Source organism: Pseudomonas sp. PDM02, assembly GCF_014852285.1.
Classification (GTDB): Bacteria; Pseudomonadota; Gammaproteobacteria; order Pseudomonadales; family Pseudomonadaceae; genus Aquipseudomonas; species Aquipseudomonas migulae.
The window spans coordinates 420,725-437,849 of record NZ_JACVBL010000002.1; the positions used below are offsets into that span (position 1 = coordinate 420,725).

The window sequence follows — 17,125 nt, forward strand, 5'->3', positions numbered from 1 at the left end:
GGATAGCCGGCCATATTACCGCAGCTCAGCGACTAAAATGGCCTGTGTTACACTCGCGGGCTCTTTTCTCATACAACGGGTTCTCATGACTAGCCCTGATTCGCCTGCGCCGTCGAGCTTGAAGATTTACCTGCGCCTGCTGTCGTATGTGCGCCCGTACTGGGGCCTGTTTGCCATCAGTATCATTGGCTTCGTGATTTTTGCCTCGACACAGCCGATGCTGGCCGGGATTCTCAAATACTTCGTCGACGGCTTGAGCAACCCCGAAGCGGTGCTGTTCCCGAATGTTCCCTACCTAAAAGACTTGCAGTTGCTGATGGCCGTGCCGCTGCTGATCATCCTGATCGCGGCATGGCAAGGCCTGGGGTCGTTCCTGGGCAACTATTACCTGGCCAAGGTCTCCCTCGGTCTGGTCCATGACCTGCGCGTCGAGCTGTTCAACAAATTGCTGGTGCTGCCCAACCGCTATTTCGACACCCATAACTCCGGGCACCTGATTTCGCGCATCACCTTTAACGTGACCATGGTCACCGGTGCTGCCACGGATGCCATCAAAGTGGTCATTCGCGAAGGCCTGACCGTGGTGTTCCTGTTTGCCTATCTGTTGTGGATGAACTGGCAACTGACCCTGGTGATGCTGGCGATCCTGCCGATCATCGCGATCATGGTCAGCAGCGCCAGCAAGAAATTCCGCAAGCAAAGCAAGAAGATCCAGGTGGCGATGGGCGACGTGACACACGTGGCGTCCGAAACCATTCAGGGCTATCGCGTGGTGCGCAGCTTCGGCGGTGAAAGCTATGAAGAGCGGCGCTTTGCCGAAGCCAGTCAGGGCAACACCGACAAGCAATTGCGCATGACCAAGACCGGCGCGGTCTACACGCCGATGCTGCAGTTGGTGATCTACACCGCCATGGCAGTGCTGATGTTCCTCGTGTTGTTCCTGCGCGGCGATGCCACCGCAGGTGACCTGGTGGCTTACATCACCGCCGCCGGCCTGTTGCCGAAACCGATTCGCCAGTTGTCGGAAGTCAGTTCGACCATCCAGAAAGGCGTCGCCGGTGCCGAAAGCATTTTCGAGCAACTGGACGTCGAGCCTGAGATCGACACCGGCACCGTCGAGCGCGATCGCGTCAGCGGTCACCTGGAAGTGCGTAACCTGAGCTTCACCTACCCAGGTACCGACCGTGAAGTGCTGAAGAACATCAGCTTCACCGCGGCGCCGGGGCAAATGATCGCGCTGGTGGGGCGTTCCGGCAGCGGCAAGTCGACCCTGGCCAGTCTGATTCCGCGTTTCTATCACCATGAAACCGGCGAAATCCTGCTCGATGACGTTGAAATCGAAGATTACCGTCTGCGTAATCTGCGTCGCCATGTGGCGCAAGTGACGCAGCATGTGACCCTGTTCAACGACTCCATCGCCAACAACATTGCCTACGGCGACCTCGCCGGTGCGCCGCGTGAAGACATCGAAAAGGCCGCCGCGGACGCTTATGCGATGGACTTCATCTCGCAAATGCCGCAAGGCCTGGACACTCAGGTCGGCGAAAACGGCGTGTTGCTGTCCGGTGGTCAGCGTCAGCGTCTGGCGATTGCCCGGGCCTTGTTGAAGAACGCACCGTTGCTGATTCTCGACGAGGCGACCTCGGCGCTCGATACCGAATCCGAGCGGCACATTCAGGCGGCACTGGATCAGGTCATGAAAGGTCGCACCACGCTGGTGATCGCTCACCGCTTGTCGACCATCGAGAAGGCCGATCTGATCCTGGTCATGGATCATGGGGAAATTGTCGAGCGCGGCACCCACGCCCAGCTTCTGGCGCAAAACGGCTACTACTCGCGCCTGCATGCGATGGGGCTCGATGCACCGGCAGAAAACATCGCCTGACCCGACGCGAGGGTGAGCCTGGCTCACCCTCGCGCTCATCGACGTGCAATGCGTCCGGTGAATTGTATCCAGACCTTTACCTTTCTTGACCAAACCTGAATAAATCTCGGCAACGCGCTTGTTAAGGTTCCTGAACGAACTTTGACTTCAATCGAGGGGGCCATCCCCTTCGCGCGGGTGCTGCAATGTTGCAACGTTATCTCTGGAAGCTGTTGCCCAAGGCGCAACGGCAATTCTTGCTGGGGCGTCTGTCGGTCGTGGACCGTCAGGTGGTCAATCGGTCGATGTCGGCCAACCTGTGTTATCCCCAGCCTTTCACACAGCGTTCCTGTCTGTTCATTCACGTCCCCAAATGCGCCGGGAGCAGCGTCTGTGCGGCGCTGTTCGATGGCTGGAGCCCGGGGCACTTGCCCTTGTACTGGTACGAACAGCAATTTCCCGAGCAGTTTGCCGACAGTTTCAAGTTTGCTTTTGTTCGCGATCCGCTGGAAAGGGCGTACTCGGCCTACGCTTTTCTGCGGGGCAACGAGCTGAGCCTGCGCGACCGGCCCGCGCAGAAACTGGTCAGCCACTACCGCGACTTCGACGATTTTGTCGCACGTTGGCTGCACCCGGAAACGATCCACCGGCAGCTGCATTTCGCTGCGCAAACGGATTTTCTCACCGATTCCTTCGGGCACCTGGCTCTGGATTTCATTGGCTATCAGGAGCATCTGGAGCGCGACTTTCAGCGCGTGTGCGAGCAGGTGGGCGACGCGGTGCCGCTGCCGCACATCAACAGCTCGCAGCAGCGGCGCACGGCGCCTGCCCGTGACTTCTGCTCGGTGCGCACCCGCCGGTTGGTACGGCGGGTGTACCAGCGCGATTACGAGATGCTCGGTTATGAATGAGGCGCTGTCGATGTCAGTCCCCGGGATCAGGCCTTATGCGTTGTCGCTGTCGATCAACGATCGTGCCGCGATCAAATCGCAGCGGCCGCGCTGCCTCTGGCTGACGGGGTTGTCCGGTGCGGGCAAGTCAACGCTGGCCAATGCCCTAGAGCTACAACTCAACGAGCTCGGGCGGCATACCTTTGTGCTCGATGGTGACAATCTGCGCGCCGGTCTGTGCCGTGACCTGGGGATGGGGGCTGAATGTCGTCGGGAAAATATCCGGCGCATGGCCGAGGTGGCGAGGCTGATGGTCGATGCCGGCCTGATCGTGATTGTTGCGGCGATTTCGCCGTTTCGGGCCGAGCGTGAAGCGGCGCGGCGCCTGTTCGCCGAGGGCGATTTTATCGAGGTGTATGTGAGCACCTCGTTCGCGGTGTGCGCGCAGCGCGACCCAAAAGGCTTGTATCGGGCGGCCCGGCAAGGACGGATCAAGGATTTCACGGGGATCGACAGTCCCTACGAGGCACCGTTGTGCGCCGAGTGTGAAATCGACACGCAAACGCTGGAGATGGCAGACGCTTGCCGGCGGTTATCGGGTTTATTGCTCAATAAATGAGCAATAAACCCTGCAAAATCATCCCGTTGCAGCCGCCACACAAGCCCACGCCAACCCTGTGTTAATATCCCGCCCCTGTTCATTCTGTATGTGGGTTGCTCCATGAAGTTGTCCATGCCGCGATTCGATCAAGCCCCTGTCTTGGTGGTCGGCGATGTCATGCTCGACCGTTACTGGCATGGTGGTACCTCACGGATTTCCCCTGAGGCGCCGGTACCCGTCGTCAAAGTCGAGCAAATCGAGGACCGCCCGGGCGGTGCCGCGAACGTTGCCCTGAACATTGCCGCCCTCGGCGCACCGGCCTCACTGGTCGGCGTGACCGGCGACGATGAAGCCGCCGACAGCCTGGCCAACAGCCTCAAGGGCGCTGGCGTACGGGCGTTGTTCCAGCGCATCGCGCACCAGCCGACCATCGTCAAGCTGCGGGTCATGAGCCGTCACCAGCAACTGCTGCGTATCGACTTTGAAGAACCCTTCGCCACCGACGCGTTGGCGCTCAGCGAGCAAGTCGATGAACTGCTCGAAGGCATCAAGGTGCTGGTGCTGTCCGACTACGGCAAAGGCGCGTTGAGAAATCATCAAGTGCTGATCCAGGCCGCCCGTGCCCGTGGCATTCCGGTGCTGGCCGATCCCAAGGGCAAGGATTTCTCGATCTACCGGGGTGCGAGCCTGATCACTCCGAACCTCAGCGAATTCGAGACCATCGTCGGCGGTTGCGCCGATGAGCATGAACTCGTGAGCAAGGGCGCGCAGCTGATGCACGACCTCGACCTCGGCGCGTTGCTGGTGACCCGCGGCGAACACGGCATGACCCTGTTGCGCCCGGATCATCCGGCGTTGCACCTGCCGGCTCGGGCCCGTGAAGTGTTCGACGTGACCGGTGCTGGCGATACGGTGATTTCCACCCTGGCGGCGGCGATTGCCGCGGGCGAGGAATTGCCTCACGCCGTGGCCCTGGCCAACCTGGCGGCAGGCATCGTTGTCGGCAAGCTCGGTACGGCGGCCATCAGCGCCCCGGAACTGCGTCGCGCCATCCAGCGTGAAGAAGGTTCCGAGCGCGGTGTGCTGGGTCTTGAGCAGTTGTTGCTGGCGGTCGATGATGCGCGTGCGCATAAAGAGAAGATCGTCTTCACCAATGGCTGCTTCGACATCCTGCACGCCGGCCACGTGACGTACCTCGAACAGGCGCGAGCTCAAGGCGATCGTCTGATCGTTGCGGTCAACGACGATGCTTCGGTCAGCCGCCTGAAAGGGCCAGGTCGTCCGATCAACAGCGTCGACCGTCGCATGGCGGTACTGGCAGGTCTGGGTGCGGTGGATTGGGTGATCAGCTTCCCTGAAGGCACCCCGGAAAACCTGCTGCGCGAGGTCAAGCCGGACGTGCTGGTCAAGGGTGGGGACTACGGGATCGACCAGGTCGTCGGTGCGGACATCGTGACGGCGTATGGCGGAACGGTAAAAGTGCTGGGGCTGGTGGAAAACAGTTCCACGACCGCGATAGTCGAAAAAATCCGCAAGTCCGAGTGATACCAAACTTTTGTAGGAGCTGGCTTGCCAGCGATGGGCTCAAGGGCGCCGCGTTTACTCAGTAGACACGCGTCATCGTTAACGACCATCGCTGGCAAGCCAGCTCCTACAGGGTTAGGTGTACGCATGCTGGGTTTTTAGGAACTGACCTTCTTGCGCGGCACGATCTTTTTCAGCAATTGCTTCGCCTTCCCGCGCAACCGCGCCAAACCGGAATCTTTCCCCGGCGGGTTCAAGCCTTGCTGGCGCACCCAATCCTTCCAGCGAATCCGCTCATCGCGCACCAGCCAGCCTTGCTGCTGGGCAAAACTCTCTGCCAGATACAAGCCGCGCGTGCTCGCCGGGTAAAGGTGATCCTTTTTCAGGGTATACAACTCGGCCATCGGCTGGCCGTCCTGCAACGGCATCAGGTACAAGTCGGGACGCTTGCGGTCTAGTCGGGCCACCAGTTGATCGCCCTCCAGTCGTTCGTCGACATGAAACAGGCTCAGGGATTTGGCTTCCTTGGGCACGTCCAGGCGCAAGTCATAGATCAGTTGCAGCGACGCGGTCGGCAGGTGCACATAGGCGCGCGGTCGTTCGATCAACTGCAGGTTGGCGCAGCGCACCGGCCGCGCCGAGCCTGATAGCGGCGTCAATCGAAACGGCAACGCCTCGCGATAGTGCAGCGCGGCGGAGTAGGGCGCCGGCAGCCAGGTGTCGTTGAAGCGCCCGCCGAGCCAGCCTTCCGGCGTTTCCAGCAGGCACTCTTCGGCAATCTCCTGGATGGCGGTGTGCAGCGGCAGGTTCAGTTCGTGGGCCGGCACGTAACCGGAGATCAGCTTGAGCACCACATCGCCACGGTCTTGCCGACGCTGACGTACCAACACCCAGTAATCGCGATTCTGCCAATGCAGGGTCAGGCGTACCGAAACCCCGAGATTGGCCAGCTCCACGGCGAACCGTTCGCTGTCAGCCACCGTCACCGGGCGGCGACGTTGCAAGGTCTGGGAAAAATTCAGCGGCATCCCGACGCTTTGATAACTCAGGCCTTCGGGAGTCGCTTCGACGAATAACGGCAGGGTCTTGAAGTTGCTCGGGTTCTTTCTAATGAGCGTACGCGGCATGTCGGCTCCTGCTTAAGGCCGCGTGGGGCGGCATCAGTTGCTACGTAGGACCTGGGCAACGGTCGCGACGTTGTGGGCGAGGTGCAGCGGATTGATGGTCCCGACAATAGCACTGGCCACACCCGGATGTTCAAACAACAACTCGAAACTGGCGCGCACCGGATCCACACCTGGACTCAGGCAGACGTGACCGCTGGCGAGGGCTTTTTTGACCAGGATGGCTTTACCGTGATCAGCAGCATAGTCAATGACCGGCTTCTCGTTTCGTTCGTTCAGATTGTAGGTGACCATCGCGCAATCACCTTGTTCCAGAGCCTTCAAACCGCCTTCGACGGTTTTGCCGGAGAAACCATAGCCGCGAATCTTGCCTTCGGCCTTGAGCGCGGCGAGGGTTGCGTAGACTTCGCTGTCGTTGAGGATCGCCAGATCGTTGCCGTCGGAGTGCACCAGCACCAGATCGATAAAATCGGTTTCCAGGCGTTGCAGGCTGCGTTCCACCGAGAGCCGGGTATGCGCGGCGCTGAAATCGTGGCGGGACTGGCCGTCGGCAAACTCTTCGCCGACCTTGCTGACGATCACCCAGTCCTGGCGTTGACCGCGCAACAACGGGCCGAGTCGTTCTTCACTGCGGCCATAGGCCGGGGCGGTGTCGATCAGGTTGATGCCCAGGTCGCGCGTGAGTTTGAGCAGCATGCGCGCTTCGTCATCGTCGGGGATCTGGAAGCCGTTGGGGTATTTCACGCCTTGATCACGGCCGAGTTTGACGGTGCCCAAGCCCAGGGGCGAAACCATCAGGCCGGTGCTGCCCAGCGGGCGATGCAAGTCGTGCAGGGTCGGTTGGCTCATGGCAGCAGTTGCTCCCAGGCCGGGACGCCCATCGGCGGCTTTGGCAACTCGGGCAGCGGCGCGGGATGGCTTGGCTGGATGCCGTCACGTTGCAATGAGCTGATGACACGGTCGGCAAAGTCCGGCGCCAGCGCCAGTTTGGTCGGCCAGCCGACCAGCAAACGGCCTTCTTCGGCAAGGAAGGCGTTGTCCGGTCGCGTCAGGCCCGATTGCAGCGGCTCGGCGCGGTCCACGCGCAAGGTCGCCCATTGCGCGGTGCTCAAGTCGATCCATGGCAGCAATTGGCCGAGTTCTTTTTGCGCGGTGGCGATTTGCTCGGCGGGTTCGCGGGCAACCCCTTCGGCCTCGGCGATATCGCCACCCAGGTACCAGACCCATTGGCCATCGGCGGCCGGATGGGTGGTCACGGTGATGCGCGGCTTGGTGCCGCCCCCCAGGCAATGGGCGTACAGCGGTTTGAGGCCGGGCCCTTTGGCGATGATCATGTGCAGCGGTCGACGTTGCATGGCGGGCTTGGTCAGCCCCAGGGCTTCGAGTAGCGCTGCCGTCCCGGCACCGGCGCTCAAGATGATGCGTTGGGCGCGGATTTCACGCTCGTCGACCTTCAGGCCGACCAGAACGCCAGCGTCCAGCAACGGCTCGATCGTCTTACCGGCGAGCAAGCCGTCACCGGCCAGGTCGGCGAGGCGCTGAATCAGGCTTGGCACGTCGATCACCAGTTCTGCCAGGCGATAGACCTTGCCCTTGAAGCGCTTGTCTTGCAGGGCCGGCGGCAATTGGTCGCCCTTGACCTGATCGACGCGACCGCGCACGGCTTTGCTGGCAAAGAAACTGGTGAGGTTGCCGGCGATCGTGCCGGGGGACCAGAGGTAATGGGCTTCGGACAACAGGCGCACACCGGACAAATCCAGTTCACCGTCACCGGCCAGGGCTTCACGCCAGCGGCGCGGCATGTCGGCGATGGCTTCCGAGGCGCCGGTCAGGGCGCCATGCAGCGCGTACTTGGCGCCGCCGTGGATGATGCCTTGGGACTTCAGGCTCTGCCCGCCACCGAGGGTGGCGCTTTCCACCAACACGGTCGAAAAACCCTGGCGGCGCAGGCGCGCATTCAGCCAGAGGCCGGCGACACCAGCGCCGACAATCAAAACGTCGGTGGAAATAACGGATGGCATGCAGCGACCTCAGTGTTCAAGACGAGGGCGCAGTATACAGACTCGAAGAAGTGGGGATTTGTTGGTGATCAAACTGTGGGAGCGGGCTTGCTCGCGAAGGCGGTGCGTCAGGCAACTTTTATATTGCCTGACACGCCGCCTTCGCGAGCAAGCCCGCTCCCACAATGGGATTGTGTTTCAGGGCTTAGTGCCCGGCGGTTTTGGAGAAGAGCTGGATGACCACAACGCCAAGCACGATGAGCGCCATCCCGAGCATCGCCGGTACATCCAGCTTCTGCCCGTAGATAAACAGCGCCGCGACGCTGACCATCACGATCCCCATGCCGGCCCACACCGCGTACGCCACACCCACCGGCACGCTGCGCACCACCAGCGTCAGCATCCAGAAGGCAATGCCATAACCGACGATCACCAGAATCAGCGGCAACGGTGTGCTGAAGCCTTTGACCGCTTTCATCGAAACAGTGGCGATCACTTCGGCGCAGATGGCGATGGCCAGGTAGTAGTAAGCGGTCATGGGTGCATCCTCGTGTGAAGTGTTGCTTTATGAGGTCGGCATTTTAGAGGTTGCTCAGATGGGGTAAAGTCATTACCTATCTGTATGGGAGATGGGTTGTCCATGAACATTCAATGGAATCTGGAGCAGTTGCGTTTGTTCGTCAGCGTTGCCGAGCAGCGATCGTTTTCCGCGGTGGCGCGGGACCAGCGCAAGGCGCAGTCGGCGGTCAGCAGTTCGATAGCGCTGTTGGAAGAGGACCTGGGTGTGAGCCTGTTCGACCGCAGCAGCGGCCGGCAGCCCAAACTCACTGAGGCCGGCAATGCGTTGCTGGATGAGGCGCGGGAAGTGCTGCGTCAATGCGAGCGCCTGAATGGCCGTGCGCTGGCAATGACGCGTGGGCAGGAAGCTCGCCTGCGCGTGGCTCAGGATGAGGCGATGCCGTATCAGCCGATCATTGAAAGTTTCGAAGCCCTGGCGGAACAGTTTCCCAGCCTTGAAGTGCAATTGACCAGCGCTGCCCAGGGCGATGTGGCGCGCAAGCTGGTGGAGCGCCGGGCCGATCTCGGTCTGTTGTTTTATCACGATCAGATTCCCGAGGCGCTCGAACGGCGAGTGCTGGGCAGCGTCGAAATGGTCACGGTGTGCGGCGTCGGGCATCCATTGGCAACGCAGGCTCCGGTCGATTGTCAGCAACTGGCGCAGCATCGGCAGTTGCTGATGTCGACCCAGTCCAGTGTGTATCCCGGCAGCGAGCCGGCCAGCCCGCAGGTCTGGCGGGCCGACAGTTTCTACGTGATGGCCGAATGGCTGGTGCGAGGCCTCGGCTGGGCCTGGCTGCCACGGCACGTGGTGCAGTATCCGGCGTATCAGGGGTTGATGGTCGAACTGGCCAGCGAATGGACGCCGCCGGCGCTGGTGGTGGAGCTGGTCTGGCGCCGTGATGAGCCGCTCGGCCCGGCAGCCCGTTGGCTGGCGGAACGTTTTGCCGTGCACTTGCAGGCGATCGGCGAAAAAACCGATAAACTCCGCCGCCATGAATAGAACTCTCTACACCGCGCTGTTTTACCTGGGGCTGCCACTGGTAGCGATTCGGCTGTGGCTGCGCTCGCGCAAGGCACCGGCGTATGCCAAACGCATCGGCGAGCGTTTCTCCTTCGGGCTGCCGGCGATGAAGCCAGGCGGCATTTGGGTGCACGCGGTGTCCGTGGGCGAGAGCATTGCCGCAGCGCCGATGATTCGCGCATTGCTGCAACGTTATCCCGCGCTGCCGATCACCGTGACCTGCATGACGCCGACGGGCTCCGAACGCATCCACGCCTTGTTCGCCAACGAGCCGCGCATCCAGCACTGCTATTTGCCTTACGACTTGCCATGCGCGGCGGCGCGGTTTCTTGACCGGGTCCGGCCAACACTGGCGGTGATCATGGAAACCGAGCTCTGGCCCAACCACATTCATCAATGCGCCAAACGCGGGATTCCTGTGGCGCTGGCCAACGCACGACTGTCCGAGCGTTCCGCCAAAGGCTATGGCCGCTTCGGTAAATTGACTCAGCCGATGCTCGCCGAAATGAGCCTGTTCGCCGTGCAGACCGAAGCCGAGGCCCAGCGCTTCCGCGATTTGGGCGCCCGTGCGGAAACGGTTGAAGTGACCGGTTCGATCAAGTTCGACCTGACCATCGACCCGCAACTGCTCCAGCGTGCGACCGAGTTGCGTGGGCAATGGCGGGCGCAGGAACGTCCGGTGTGGATCGCCGCCAGCACTCACGACGGCGAAGACGAAGTGGTGTTGGCGGCGCATCGTCAGTTGCTTGCCGGTCATCCTGATGCGTTGCTGATTCTGGTGCCACGTCATCCGGAGCGTTTCAACGCGGTGTTCGAGCTTTGCAGGCAGCAGGGTTTCGCCACGGTGCGTCGTTCCTCCGGCGAGCCGGTTACCGCCGATACGTCGGTGTTGCTCGGTGACACCATGGGCGAGTTGCTGTTTTTGTACGCCCTGGCCGACAGCGCTTTTGTCGGCGGCAGTCTGGTGCCGAACGGTGGCCATAACTTGCTGGAACCCGCCGCGCTGGCGAAACCGGTGCTCAGTGGGCCGCACCTGTTCAACTTCCTCGAAATCGCCGCGCAATTGCGCAGCGCCGGGGCGTTGCAGGAAGTGGAAGATGCCGAGGGGCTGGCGCTGGCGGTGCAGCGGTTGTTCGAATTGCCGCGCGATGCGCAGCGAATGGCAGACGCGGGGCTGAAAGTGATGCGCACCAATCAGGGCGCGTTGCAGCGGTTGCTGGATGGGTTGGATCGATTGATCAATCGCTGACTTGTAGGAGCCCGGCTTGCCGGCGAAGGCTTCCTTGAAATCGCCTTCGCCGGCAAGCCTGGCTCCTACGGGTTTTGCGTGAACCCAGAAGCTCCGTCATCCCCGATTCTGTAGGAGCCAGCTTGCTGGCGATGGCGTCTTCGGAATCGCCATCGCCGGCAAGCCGGCTCCTACAAAGAGTCGCGTCGAATACTATTGCCCCGGTTTTGCCTTTAACTGCTCAGCCGCAGCCTTGGCCAGGTCCGGTGGCAGGAAGTCCTTGTCCGGGTTGTAGTCAGCCTTGAGATAGCGTTTCAGGTCCTGCAAATCCCCCGGGTTCAGCGTGCCGGCGGCTTGCTTCAGGCGCAGGTTGTCGAGGATGTAGTCGTAGCGGGTGTTGTTGTAATTGCGCACCGAGGTGTACAGCTGACGCTGCGCGTCGAGCACATCGACGATGTTGCGCGTGCCCACCTGATAACCGATTTCGGTCGCTTCCACCGCGCTCTGGTTGGAGATGATCGACTGCTTGCGCGCCTGTACCTGCTCGACATCGGTGTTCACCGCGCGGTGCAGGTTGCGGGTGTTTTCCACCACTTGCCGACGCAGGCCTTCGCGCTGTTGTTCGGTCTGATCCAGGCGCGAGTACGACTCGCGAACCTGCGAACTGGTCAGCCCGCCGCTGTAGATCGGGATGTTCAATTGCAGTGCCAGCGTGCGTTGCTCGACGGGACCACCATACGGCTGGCCGAAGCCGTTCGGGTTGCTGAAGCCCAAGGCATCGTTGTCGCCTTTCTCATACTTGGCCACCGCATCCACCGTTGGTGCGTGGCCGGCCTTGCGCTGCTTCAGGGTTTCTTCGGCGGCGCTGACCGCGTAGTTGCTGGCCAGCAGATTCAGGTTCTGTTTGGCGGCGGTGTCGACCCAGGCCTTGGCGTCGTTCGGCGCCGGCGGCAGGATCGGCAAGGTGTGAACGATGCCCTGAATCGAGTTGTACTGACGGTTGGTCAGAGTGATCAACGCTTCAAACGCATCATCCACCTGACGCTGCGCAACGATCCGGTTGGCCCGTGCGGTGTCGTAACTGGCTTGCGATTGCAGCACGTCGGTCTTGTCCGACAGGCCGACATCGAAGCGTTCGTTGGACTGGTCGAGCTGACGCTTGAACGCCGCTTCCTCGGCCTTGGTCGAGGCCAGGTTGTCCTGGCTGCGCAGCACGTTGAAGTAGTCCTCGGCGGTTTGCAGGATCAGGTTCTGCTCGGTCGCCGAGAGTTGCAGGGCGGCTTGCTCATTGACGTCCTTGGCGGCCTGGTACTGGAACCAGCGATCGGCACGAAACAAAGGCTGAGCCAACGTTGCCTGATAGGAGTTGGCGCTACGGTTGGCAACGGACGACGGTTGATCGATATCGGTGCGCACGTTGGCCAACTGGGCGCCACCGGAAATATTCGGCAGCAAGCCGGCGCGCGCCTGGGGCACGACTTCTTTCTGCGCGCCATATTGGGCGCGGGCGGCGGCCAGGTCGGCGTTGTTGTCCACCGCTTCCTGGTAGACGCTGACCAGATCGGTCTTGGTCGATAAGGGCGCTTCTGCTGCCCAGGCCATTCCATTGGAAGCACAAGACACGGCAAGGGCCAGTGAGAGTTTGCGCAGCATGAGGCCATCCCTAAAAATTACACTGATAATTTGAGCGCCAAAGGTACGGCGCAGCCCATTCAGCGTCAATGCGCGACATGGCCGTTGCGAGTGTAGTTGCGCATACGTGCGGCAACAATCGTCTGATTGCGCCATTCATCATGGTGTTTACTGCGGTGTTGGCGTTCTTTGTCAGTTGTGTCTAGACTGGCCGGGTTCTTGTCGGGGTGCCTTGCTATGAGGCTGAGATCGAATAATTTCGGATCCCGTTGAACCTGATCAGGTTAGCGCCTGCGTAGGGAACAAGATTTCTCGTCACCCGGCGAGTCCTCTTGTGCTTCGTCCGGGATGTTGTTCGACAATCGAACACCCCTCGAGCACTGAGCACAGCACTGCTGGTTTTCCCAGCGCCCGTGCGTCCATTCGATTACAGGTTCGCTCCGACAAAAAATCCACTGCCTGGATGTGTTCGGAGAGCCCGTGATGACGATAAAACCAAAAAACATAACGAACCTGAGTGACTCGGCCCAAGTCGATCAACAATCGGTTCAACCGTTTACCCGCTCGCAAAAAATCTACGTTCAGGGCTCCCGCCCGGACATCCTCGTGCCGATGCGCGAAATCAGCCTTGATGTGACCCCGACCGACTTCGGCGGTGAGATCAACGCGCCGGTTGTCGTGTACGACACCTCGGGTCCGTACACCGACCCCAACGTGATCATCGACGTGCGCAAAGGCCTGGCCGACATCCGCTCGCCGTGGATCGAAGCCCGTGGCGACACCGAGCGCCTGCCCGGCCTCAGCTCGAACTTCGGCAAGGAACGCCTCGCCGATCCGGAGCTGACCAAGCTGCGATTCGCTCACGTGAACAACCCGCGCCGCGCCAAGGCCGGTGGCAACGTCACGCAAATGCACTACGCGCGTCAGGGCATCATCACGCCCGAGATGGAATTCGTCGCCATCCGCGAAAACATGAAGCTTGAAGTCGCCCGTGCCGCTGGCCTGCTGGATCAGCAACACGCCGGCCACAGCTTCGGCGCCAGCGTGCCGAAAATCATCACCCCCGAATTCGTTCGTGAAGAGATCGCCCGCGGTCGCGCGATCATCCCGGCCAACATCAACCACACCGAACTGGAACCGATGATCATCGGCCGTAACTTCCTGGTGAAGATCAACGGCAACATCGGCAACAGCGCACTGGGTTCGTCCATCGAAGAAGAAGTGGCGAAACTGACCTGGGGCATTCGCTGGGGCGCGGACAACATCATGGACTTGTCCACCGGCAAGCACATTCATGAAACCCGCGAGTGGATCATCCGCAACTCGCCAGTGCCGATCGGCACCGTGCCGATTTATCAGGCGCTGGAAAAAGTCGGCGGCGCTGCCGAAGACCTGACCTGGGAGCTGTTCCGCGACACGCTGATCGAACAGGCCGAGCAGGGCGTCGATTACTTCACCATCCACGCCGGCGTGCTGCTGCGCTACGTGCCGCTGACCGCCAAACGTGTGACCGGCATCGTTTCCCGTGGCGGTTCGATCATGGCCAAGTGGTGCCTGGCGCACCACAAAGAAAACTTCGCTTACACGCATTTCGAAGAGATCTGCGAAATCATGAAGGCCTACGACGTCAGCTTCTCGCTGGGCGACGGCCTGCGTCCGGGCTCGATTGCCGACGCCAACGACGCCGCGCAATTCGGTGAACTGGAAACCCTCGGCGAGCTGACCAAGATCGCGTGGAAGCACGACGTGCAAACCATGATCGAAGGCCCGGGCCACGTGCCGATGCAGTTGATCAAAGAGAACATGGACAAGCAACTCGAGTGCTGCGACGAGGCGCCGTTCTACACCCTCGGCCCGCTGACCACTGACATCGCGCCAGGCTACGACCACATCACCTCGGGTATCGGTGCGGCGATGATCGGCTGGTTCGGTTGCGCGATGCTCTGCTACGTGACGCCGAAGGAACACTTGGGCCTGCCGAACAAGGATGACGTGAAGACCGGGATCATCACCTACAAGATCGCCGCACATGCCGCCGATCTGGCGAAGGGACACCCGGGCGCGCAGATTCGCGACAATGCCTTGAGCAAGGCGCGATTCGAATTCCGTTGGGAAGACCAGTTCAACCTGGGCCTCGATCCGGACACCGCCCGTTCGTATCACGATGAGACGTTGCCGAAGGATTCGGCCAAGGTCGCGCATTTCTGTTCGATGTGCGGGCCGAAATTCTGCTCGATGAAAATCACCCAGGAAGTCCGCGAATACGCGGCCAACCAGCGGATCGAAACCGTCGACGCCGAAGTCGCCCGGGGATTGGCGGAACAGGCTGAGCGGTTCAAGCAGGAAGGCAGTCAGCTGTACAAGAAGGTTTGATCTGATCCGCAGCGTCAGTGCTTCTTGACTGGCGCATACCCTGTAGGAGCGAGGCTTGCCCGCGAAGGCGTTTTACCTGACACACCGCCTTCGCGGGCAAGCCTCGCTCCTACAGGTGCAGTTCAACACAACAACAAATGTTCCTCTGAGATAACACCCTTGAGCATTCAACCCAGCACTTATTCACCCGACATCGCGGTGCCGACCGACAAACGTGTCTTCGGCGGCCGTGATCTGTTTTCCCTGTGGTTCTCCCTCGGCATCGGCCTGATGGTCTTGCAGACCGGCGCATTGCTCGCGCCAGGTCTTGGCCTGTCCGGTTCGCTGCTGGCGATCTTCCTTGGCACGCTGGTCGGCGTTCTGCTGCTGGCCGCTGTCGGCGTGATCGGCAGTGACACCGGCCTGTCGTCGATGGCCGCGCTCAAACTCAGCCTCGGTGCGAAAGGCGCGAGCCTGCCAGCGGTGCTGAACCTGCTGCAACTGATCGGTTGGGGCTCGTTTGAAATCATCGTCATGCGCGACGCTGCCAGCCTGCTCGGCGCGCGTGCGTTCAGCGAAGGCAGTCTGTTCTCCAGTCCGCTGCTCTGGACGTTGTTCTTCGGAGCCTTGGCGACCTTGCTGGCCGTCAGCGGTCCGTTGACCTTCGTGCGCCAGATCCTGCGCAAATGGGGCATCTGGCTGCTGCTGGCCGCGTGCATCTGGCTGACCTGGAACCTGTTCGCCAAAGCCGATCTCGCCGCGTTGTGGGCGCAGGCCGGGGACGGTTCGATGCCGTTCGCCGTGGGCTTCGACATTGCCATCGCGATGCCGCTGTCGTGGCTGCCGCTGATCGCTGACTACTCGCGTTTCGGCAAGCGTGCGAAAAACGTGTTCGGCGGGACGGCGATTGGCTTCTTTATCGGTAATTTCTGGCTGATGAGCCTGGGCGTGGCTTACACCCTGGCGTTCGCGCCGAGCGGTGAAGTGAATGCCTTGCTGTTGGCGCTGGCCGGTGCCGGCCTGGGGATTCCGCTGCTGCTGATTCTGCTGGATGAGTCGGAAAACGCCTTTGCCGACATTCACTCGGCGGCCGTTTCCAGCGGGATTTTGCTGCGCTTGAAAGTCGAACACCTGGCGTTGGCCATCGGTGTGGTCTGCACCCTGATCGCCTTGTTGGCGCCATTGGCCCAGTACCAGAACTTCCTGCTGTTGATCGGTTCGGTGTTTGCGCCGCTGTTCGGCGTGGTGCTGGTGGATCACTTCATCCTGCGCAAGCGTTCGGCTCAAGTGGCCTCCGCCGCATTGCGCTGGCCGGCGCTGCTCGCCTGGCTGGGCGGGGTCAGCACCTATCACTTGCTGGCCAATCTGTATCCGGACATCGGCGCAACCCTGCCGTCGTTGATTCTGGCAGGGCTGCTGCAACTCGTGCTGGGTCGGGCCTTCAGTTACGGCCGGGAAACAGCTCGGGCTTGATGATGCCGTTGAGGCGAGGGTAGGGGATCTTCAGTTCGACGTGGCCCAGCGCGTAAGGCGCGATGGTGCTCACGTCGTACTTGAGGATCACCCCGCCGTAGGTCAGCGCGATGTTCTGGGTTTTCTGGAACGGCCAGCTCTTCACGAACTCCGGTTCCTGATCGAGCTTGGTGCTGATCAACCAGCTGTTGTGCGCGACCTGCGCCGCTTTCCAGAATGCCTCTTCCTGACCTGGCACCAACATGTCGGACAAGGTCAGCACTTTATGCTGCTGGCGCGAATAGTTGATGAAGCTGCGGCCCGGCGTGCCATGTGCACCGCCGGTGTCCAGGTAGCTGGAAAATTCGACAATCACCAAGCCGTCATGCTGCTCACGTACTTTGGCTTGCAAGTAGCTGCTGTAGCGCGGGCCGGCGGTGCGCAAAAACTCATCGCGATAGGCCGCCAGCGTCGGTGCCACCGGGGCATCGGGCGAGGTGCGGGTCATTTGCAGCAGACGTTTTTCGACAATGCCGTCCAACTGCGGCTCGGCGGGGAAGCGCAGCGTATCGATGTTCACCAGCGGGCAGTCAGGTGTCGTGCAACCCGGTTTCAGCTGTTCGGAAGCATCGCGGGTAGTCTCCAGCGGCGCCCGGTAGTTGGGCTGGAACAGGCTTTGGCAAGCGCCCAGGGTCAGGGCGATTGCGGCCACGGAGGCGATTTTAAAAAGCGACATGGGCGTCCTTCGTAAAACAGGGGAAGGCAAAAAGTTATCCGCTTCGACTCTCAACGAAGCAGTCAGTTCGCCACTAAGCTAATTAGAGTTGGTTTCGCCCTCACCGTCTATCCCGCTGACTGGAAAGGGGCTGCATCAAA

Annotated in this window: 14 protein-coding genes and 1 riboswitch; of the genes, 8 read left to right on the forward strand and 6 right to left on the reverse strand. The window is 61.1% G+C overall.

The window, feature by feature from the left end:
* Positions 1-85: 85 nt before the first annotated feature.
* The 4 genes from msbA (at position 86) to hldE (ending at position 4,900) form a co-directional block, all read left to right on the forward strand.
* Positions 86-1,885, forward strand: coding sequence for a lipid A export permease/ATP-binding protein MsbA (gene msbA / locus IB245_RS05395; RefSeq protein ID WP_008040387.1), 1,800 nt, complete (start codon positions 86-88; stop codon positions 1,883-1,885).
* Positions 1,886-2,070: 185 nt separating this feature from the next.
* Positions 2,071-2,775 carry a sulfotransferase family 2 domain-containing protein gene (locus IB245_RS05400; protein ID WP_192226908.1) on the forward strand — a complete coding sequence of 235 codons (705 nt, stop codon included), beginning with the start codon at positions 2,071-2,073 and terminating at the stop codon, positions 2,773-2,775.
* Positions 2,768-3,373, forward strand: a complete 606-nt coding sequence (gene cysC, locus IB245_RS05405) for an adenylyl-sulfate kinase (RefSeq protein ID WP_192226909.1) — start codon at positions 2,768-2,770, stop codon at positions 3,371-3,373. The genes IB245_RS05400 and cysC overlap by 8 nt, the downstream gene beginning before the upstream one ends.
* A 102-nt stretch (positions 3,374-3,475) precedes the next feature.
* A complete protein-coding gene (hldE, locus tag IB245_RS05410; RefSeq protein WP_008040393.1) occupies positions 3,476-4,900 on the forward strand; it encodes a bifunctional D-glycero-beta-D-manno-heptose-7-phosphate kinase/D-glycero-beta-D-manno-heptose 1-phosphate adenylyltransferase HldE in 1,425 nt (474 codons plus the stop codon).
* Positions 4,901-5,037: 137 nt separating this feature from the next.
* On the opposite strand, the gene IB245_RS05415 is transcribed toward hldE, so the two are convergent.
* From IB245_RS05415 to IB245_RS05430, 4 genes are all read right to left on the reverse strand, one after another.
* The gene (locus IB245_RS05415) at positions 5,038-6,006 is read right to left on the reverse strand and encodes a hypothetical protein (protein WP_008040396.1); all 969 of its coding nucleotides are present in this window, start codon (positions 6,004-6,006) and stop codon (positions 5,038-5,040) included.
* A gap of 33 nt (positions 6,007-6,039) precedes the next feature.
* The gene (locus tag IB245_RS05420) at positions 6,040-6,852 is read right to left on the reverse strand and encodes an aldo/keto reductase (RefSeq protein ID WP_008027882.1); all 813 of its coding nucleotides are present in this window, start codon (positions 6,850-6,852) and stop codon (positions 6,040-6,042) included.
* Entirely contained in the window at positions 6,849-8,024 is a 1,176-nt protein-coding gene (locus IB245_RS05425) for an NAD(P)/FAD-dependent oxidoreductase (RefSeq protein WP_192226910.1), read from the reverse strand. Before IB245_RS05425 ends, IB245_RS05420 begins: the two co-directional genes overlap by 4 nt.
* A 184-nt stretch (positions 8,025-8,208) precedes the next feature.
* The gene (locus tag IB245_RS05430; RefSeq protein ID WP_008027887.1) at positions 8,209-8,541 is read right to left on the reverse strand and encodes a DMT family transporter; all 333 of its coding nucleotides are present in this window, start codon (positions 8,539-8,541) and stop codon (positions 8,209-8,211) included.
* A gap of 102 nt (positions 8,542-8,643) precedes the next feature.
* Here IB245_RS05430 and IB245_RS05435 point away from each other — a divergent pair, with 102 nt between their 5' ends.
* Complete coding sequence (locus tag IB245_RS05435) at positions 8,644-9,564, forward strand: LysR family transcriptional regulator (RefSeq protein WP_008040402.1); 921 nt, start codon at positions 8,644-8,646, stop codon at positions 9,562-9,564.
* Positions 9,557-10,834, forward strand: a complete 1,278-nt coding sequence (gene waaA / locus IB245_RS05440) for a lipid IV(A) 3-deoxy-D-manno-octulosonic acid transferase (protein WP_192226911.1) — start codon at positions 9,557-9,559, stop codon at positions 10,832-10,834. The genes IB245_RS05435 and waaA overlap by 8 nt, the downstream gene beginning before the upstream one ends.
* Before the next feature lie 192 nt (positions 10,835-11,026).
* On the opposite strand, the gene IB245_RS05445 is transcribed toward waaA, so the two are convergent.
* The gene (locus tag IB245_RS05445; protein WP_008027893.1) at positions 11,027-12,466 is read right to left on the reverse strand and encodes a TolC family outer membrane protein; all 1,440 of its coding nucleotides are present in this window, start codon (positions 12,464-12,466) and stop codon (positions 11,027-11,029) included.
* Positions 12,467-12,658: 192 nt separating this feature from the next.
* Positions 12,659-12,764, forward strand: a riboswitch (TPP riboswitch).
* 164 nt (positions 12,765-12,928) lie between these two features.
* Between IB245_RS05445 and thiC the strand changes: the two genes are divergently transcribed.
* Together thiC and cytX are read left to right on the forward strand one after the other, a co-directional pair.
* Complete coding sequence (gene thiC / locus IB245_RS05450) at positions 12,929-14,818, forward strand: phosphomethylpyrimidine synthase ThiC (protein ID WP_008027894.1); 1,890 nt, start codon at positions 12,929-12,931, stop codon at positions 14,816-14,818.
* Between the two features lie 159 nt (positions 14,819-14,977).
* Complete coding sequence (cytX, locus tag IB245_RS05455) at positions 14,978-16,270, forward strand: putative hydroxymethylpyrimidine transporter CytX (RefSeq protein ID WP_008027897.1); 1,293 nt, start codon at positions 14,978-14,980, stop codon at positions 16,268-16,270.
* Here cytX and IB245_RS05460 read toward each other — a convergent pair.
* Positions 16,239-16,985, reverse strand: a complete 747-nt coding sequence (locus IB245_RS05460; RefSeq protein WP_008040407.1) for an RsiV family protein — start codon at positions 16,983-16,985, stop codon at positions 16,239-16,241. The two genes, cytX and IB245_RS05460, sit on opposite strands and share 32 nt — an antisense overlap.
* Positions 16,986-17,125: the final 140 nt, after the last annotated feature.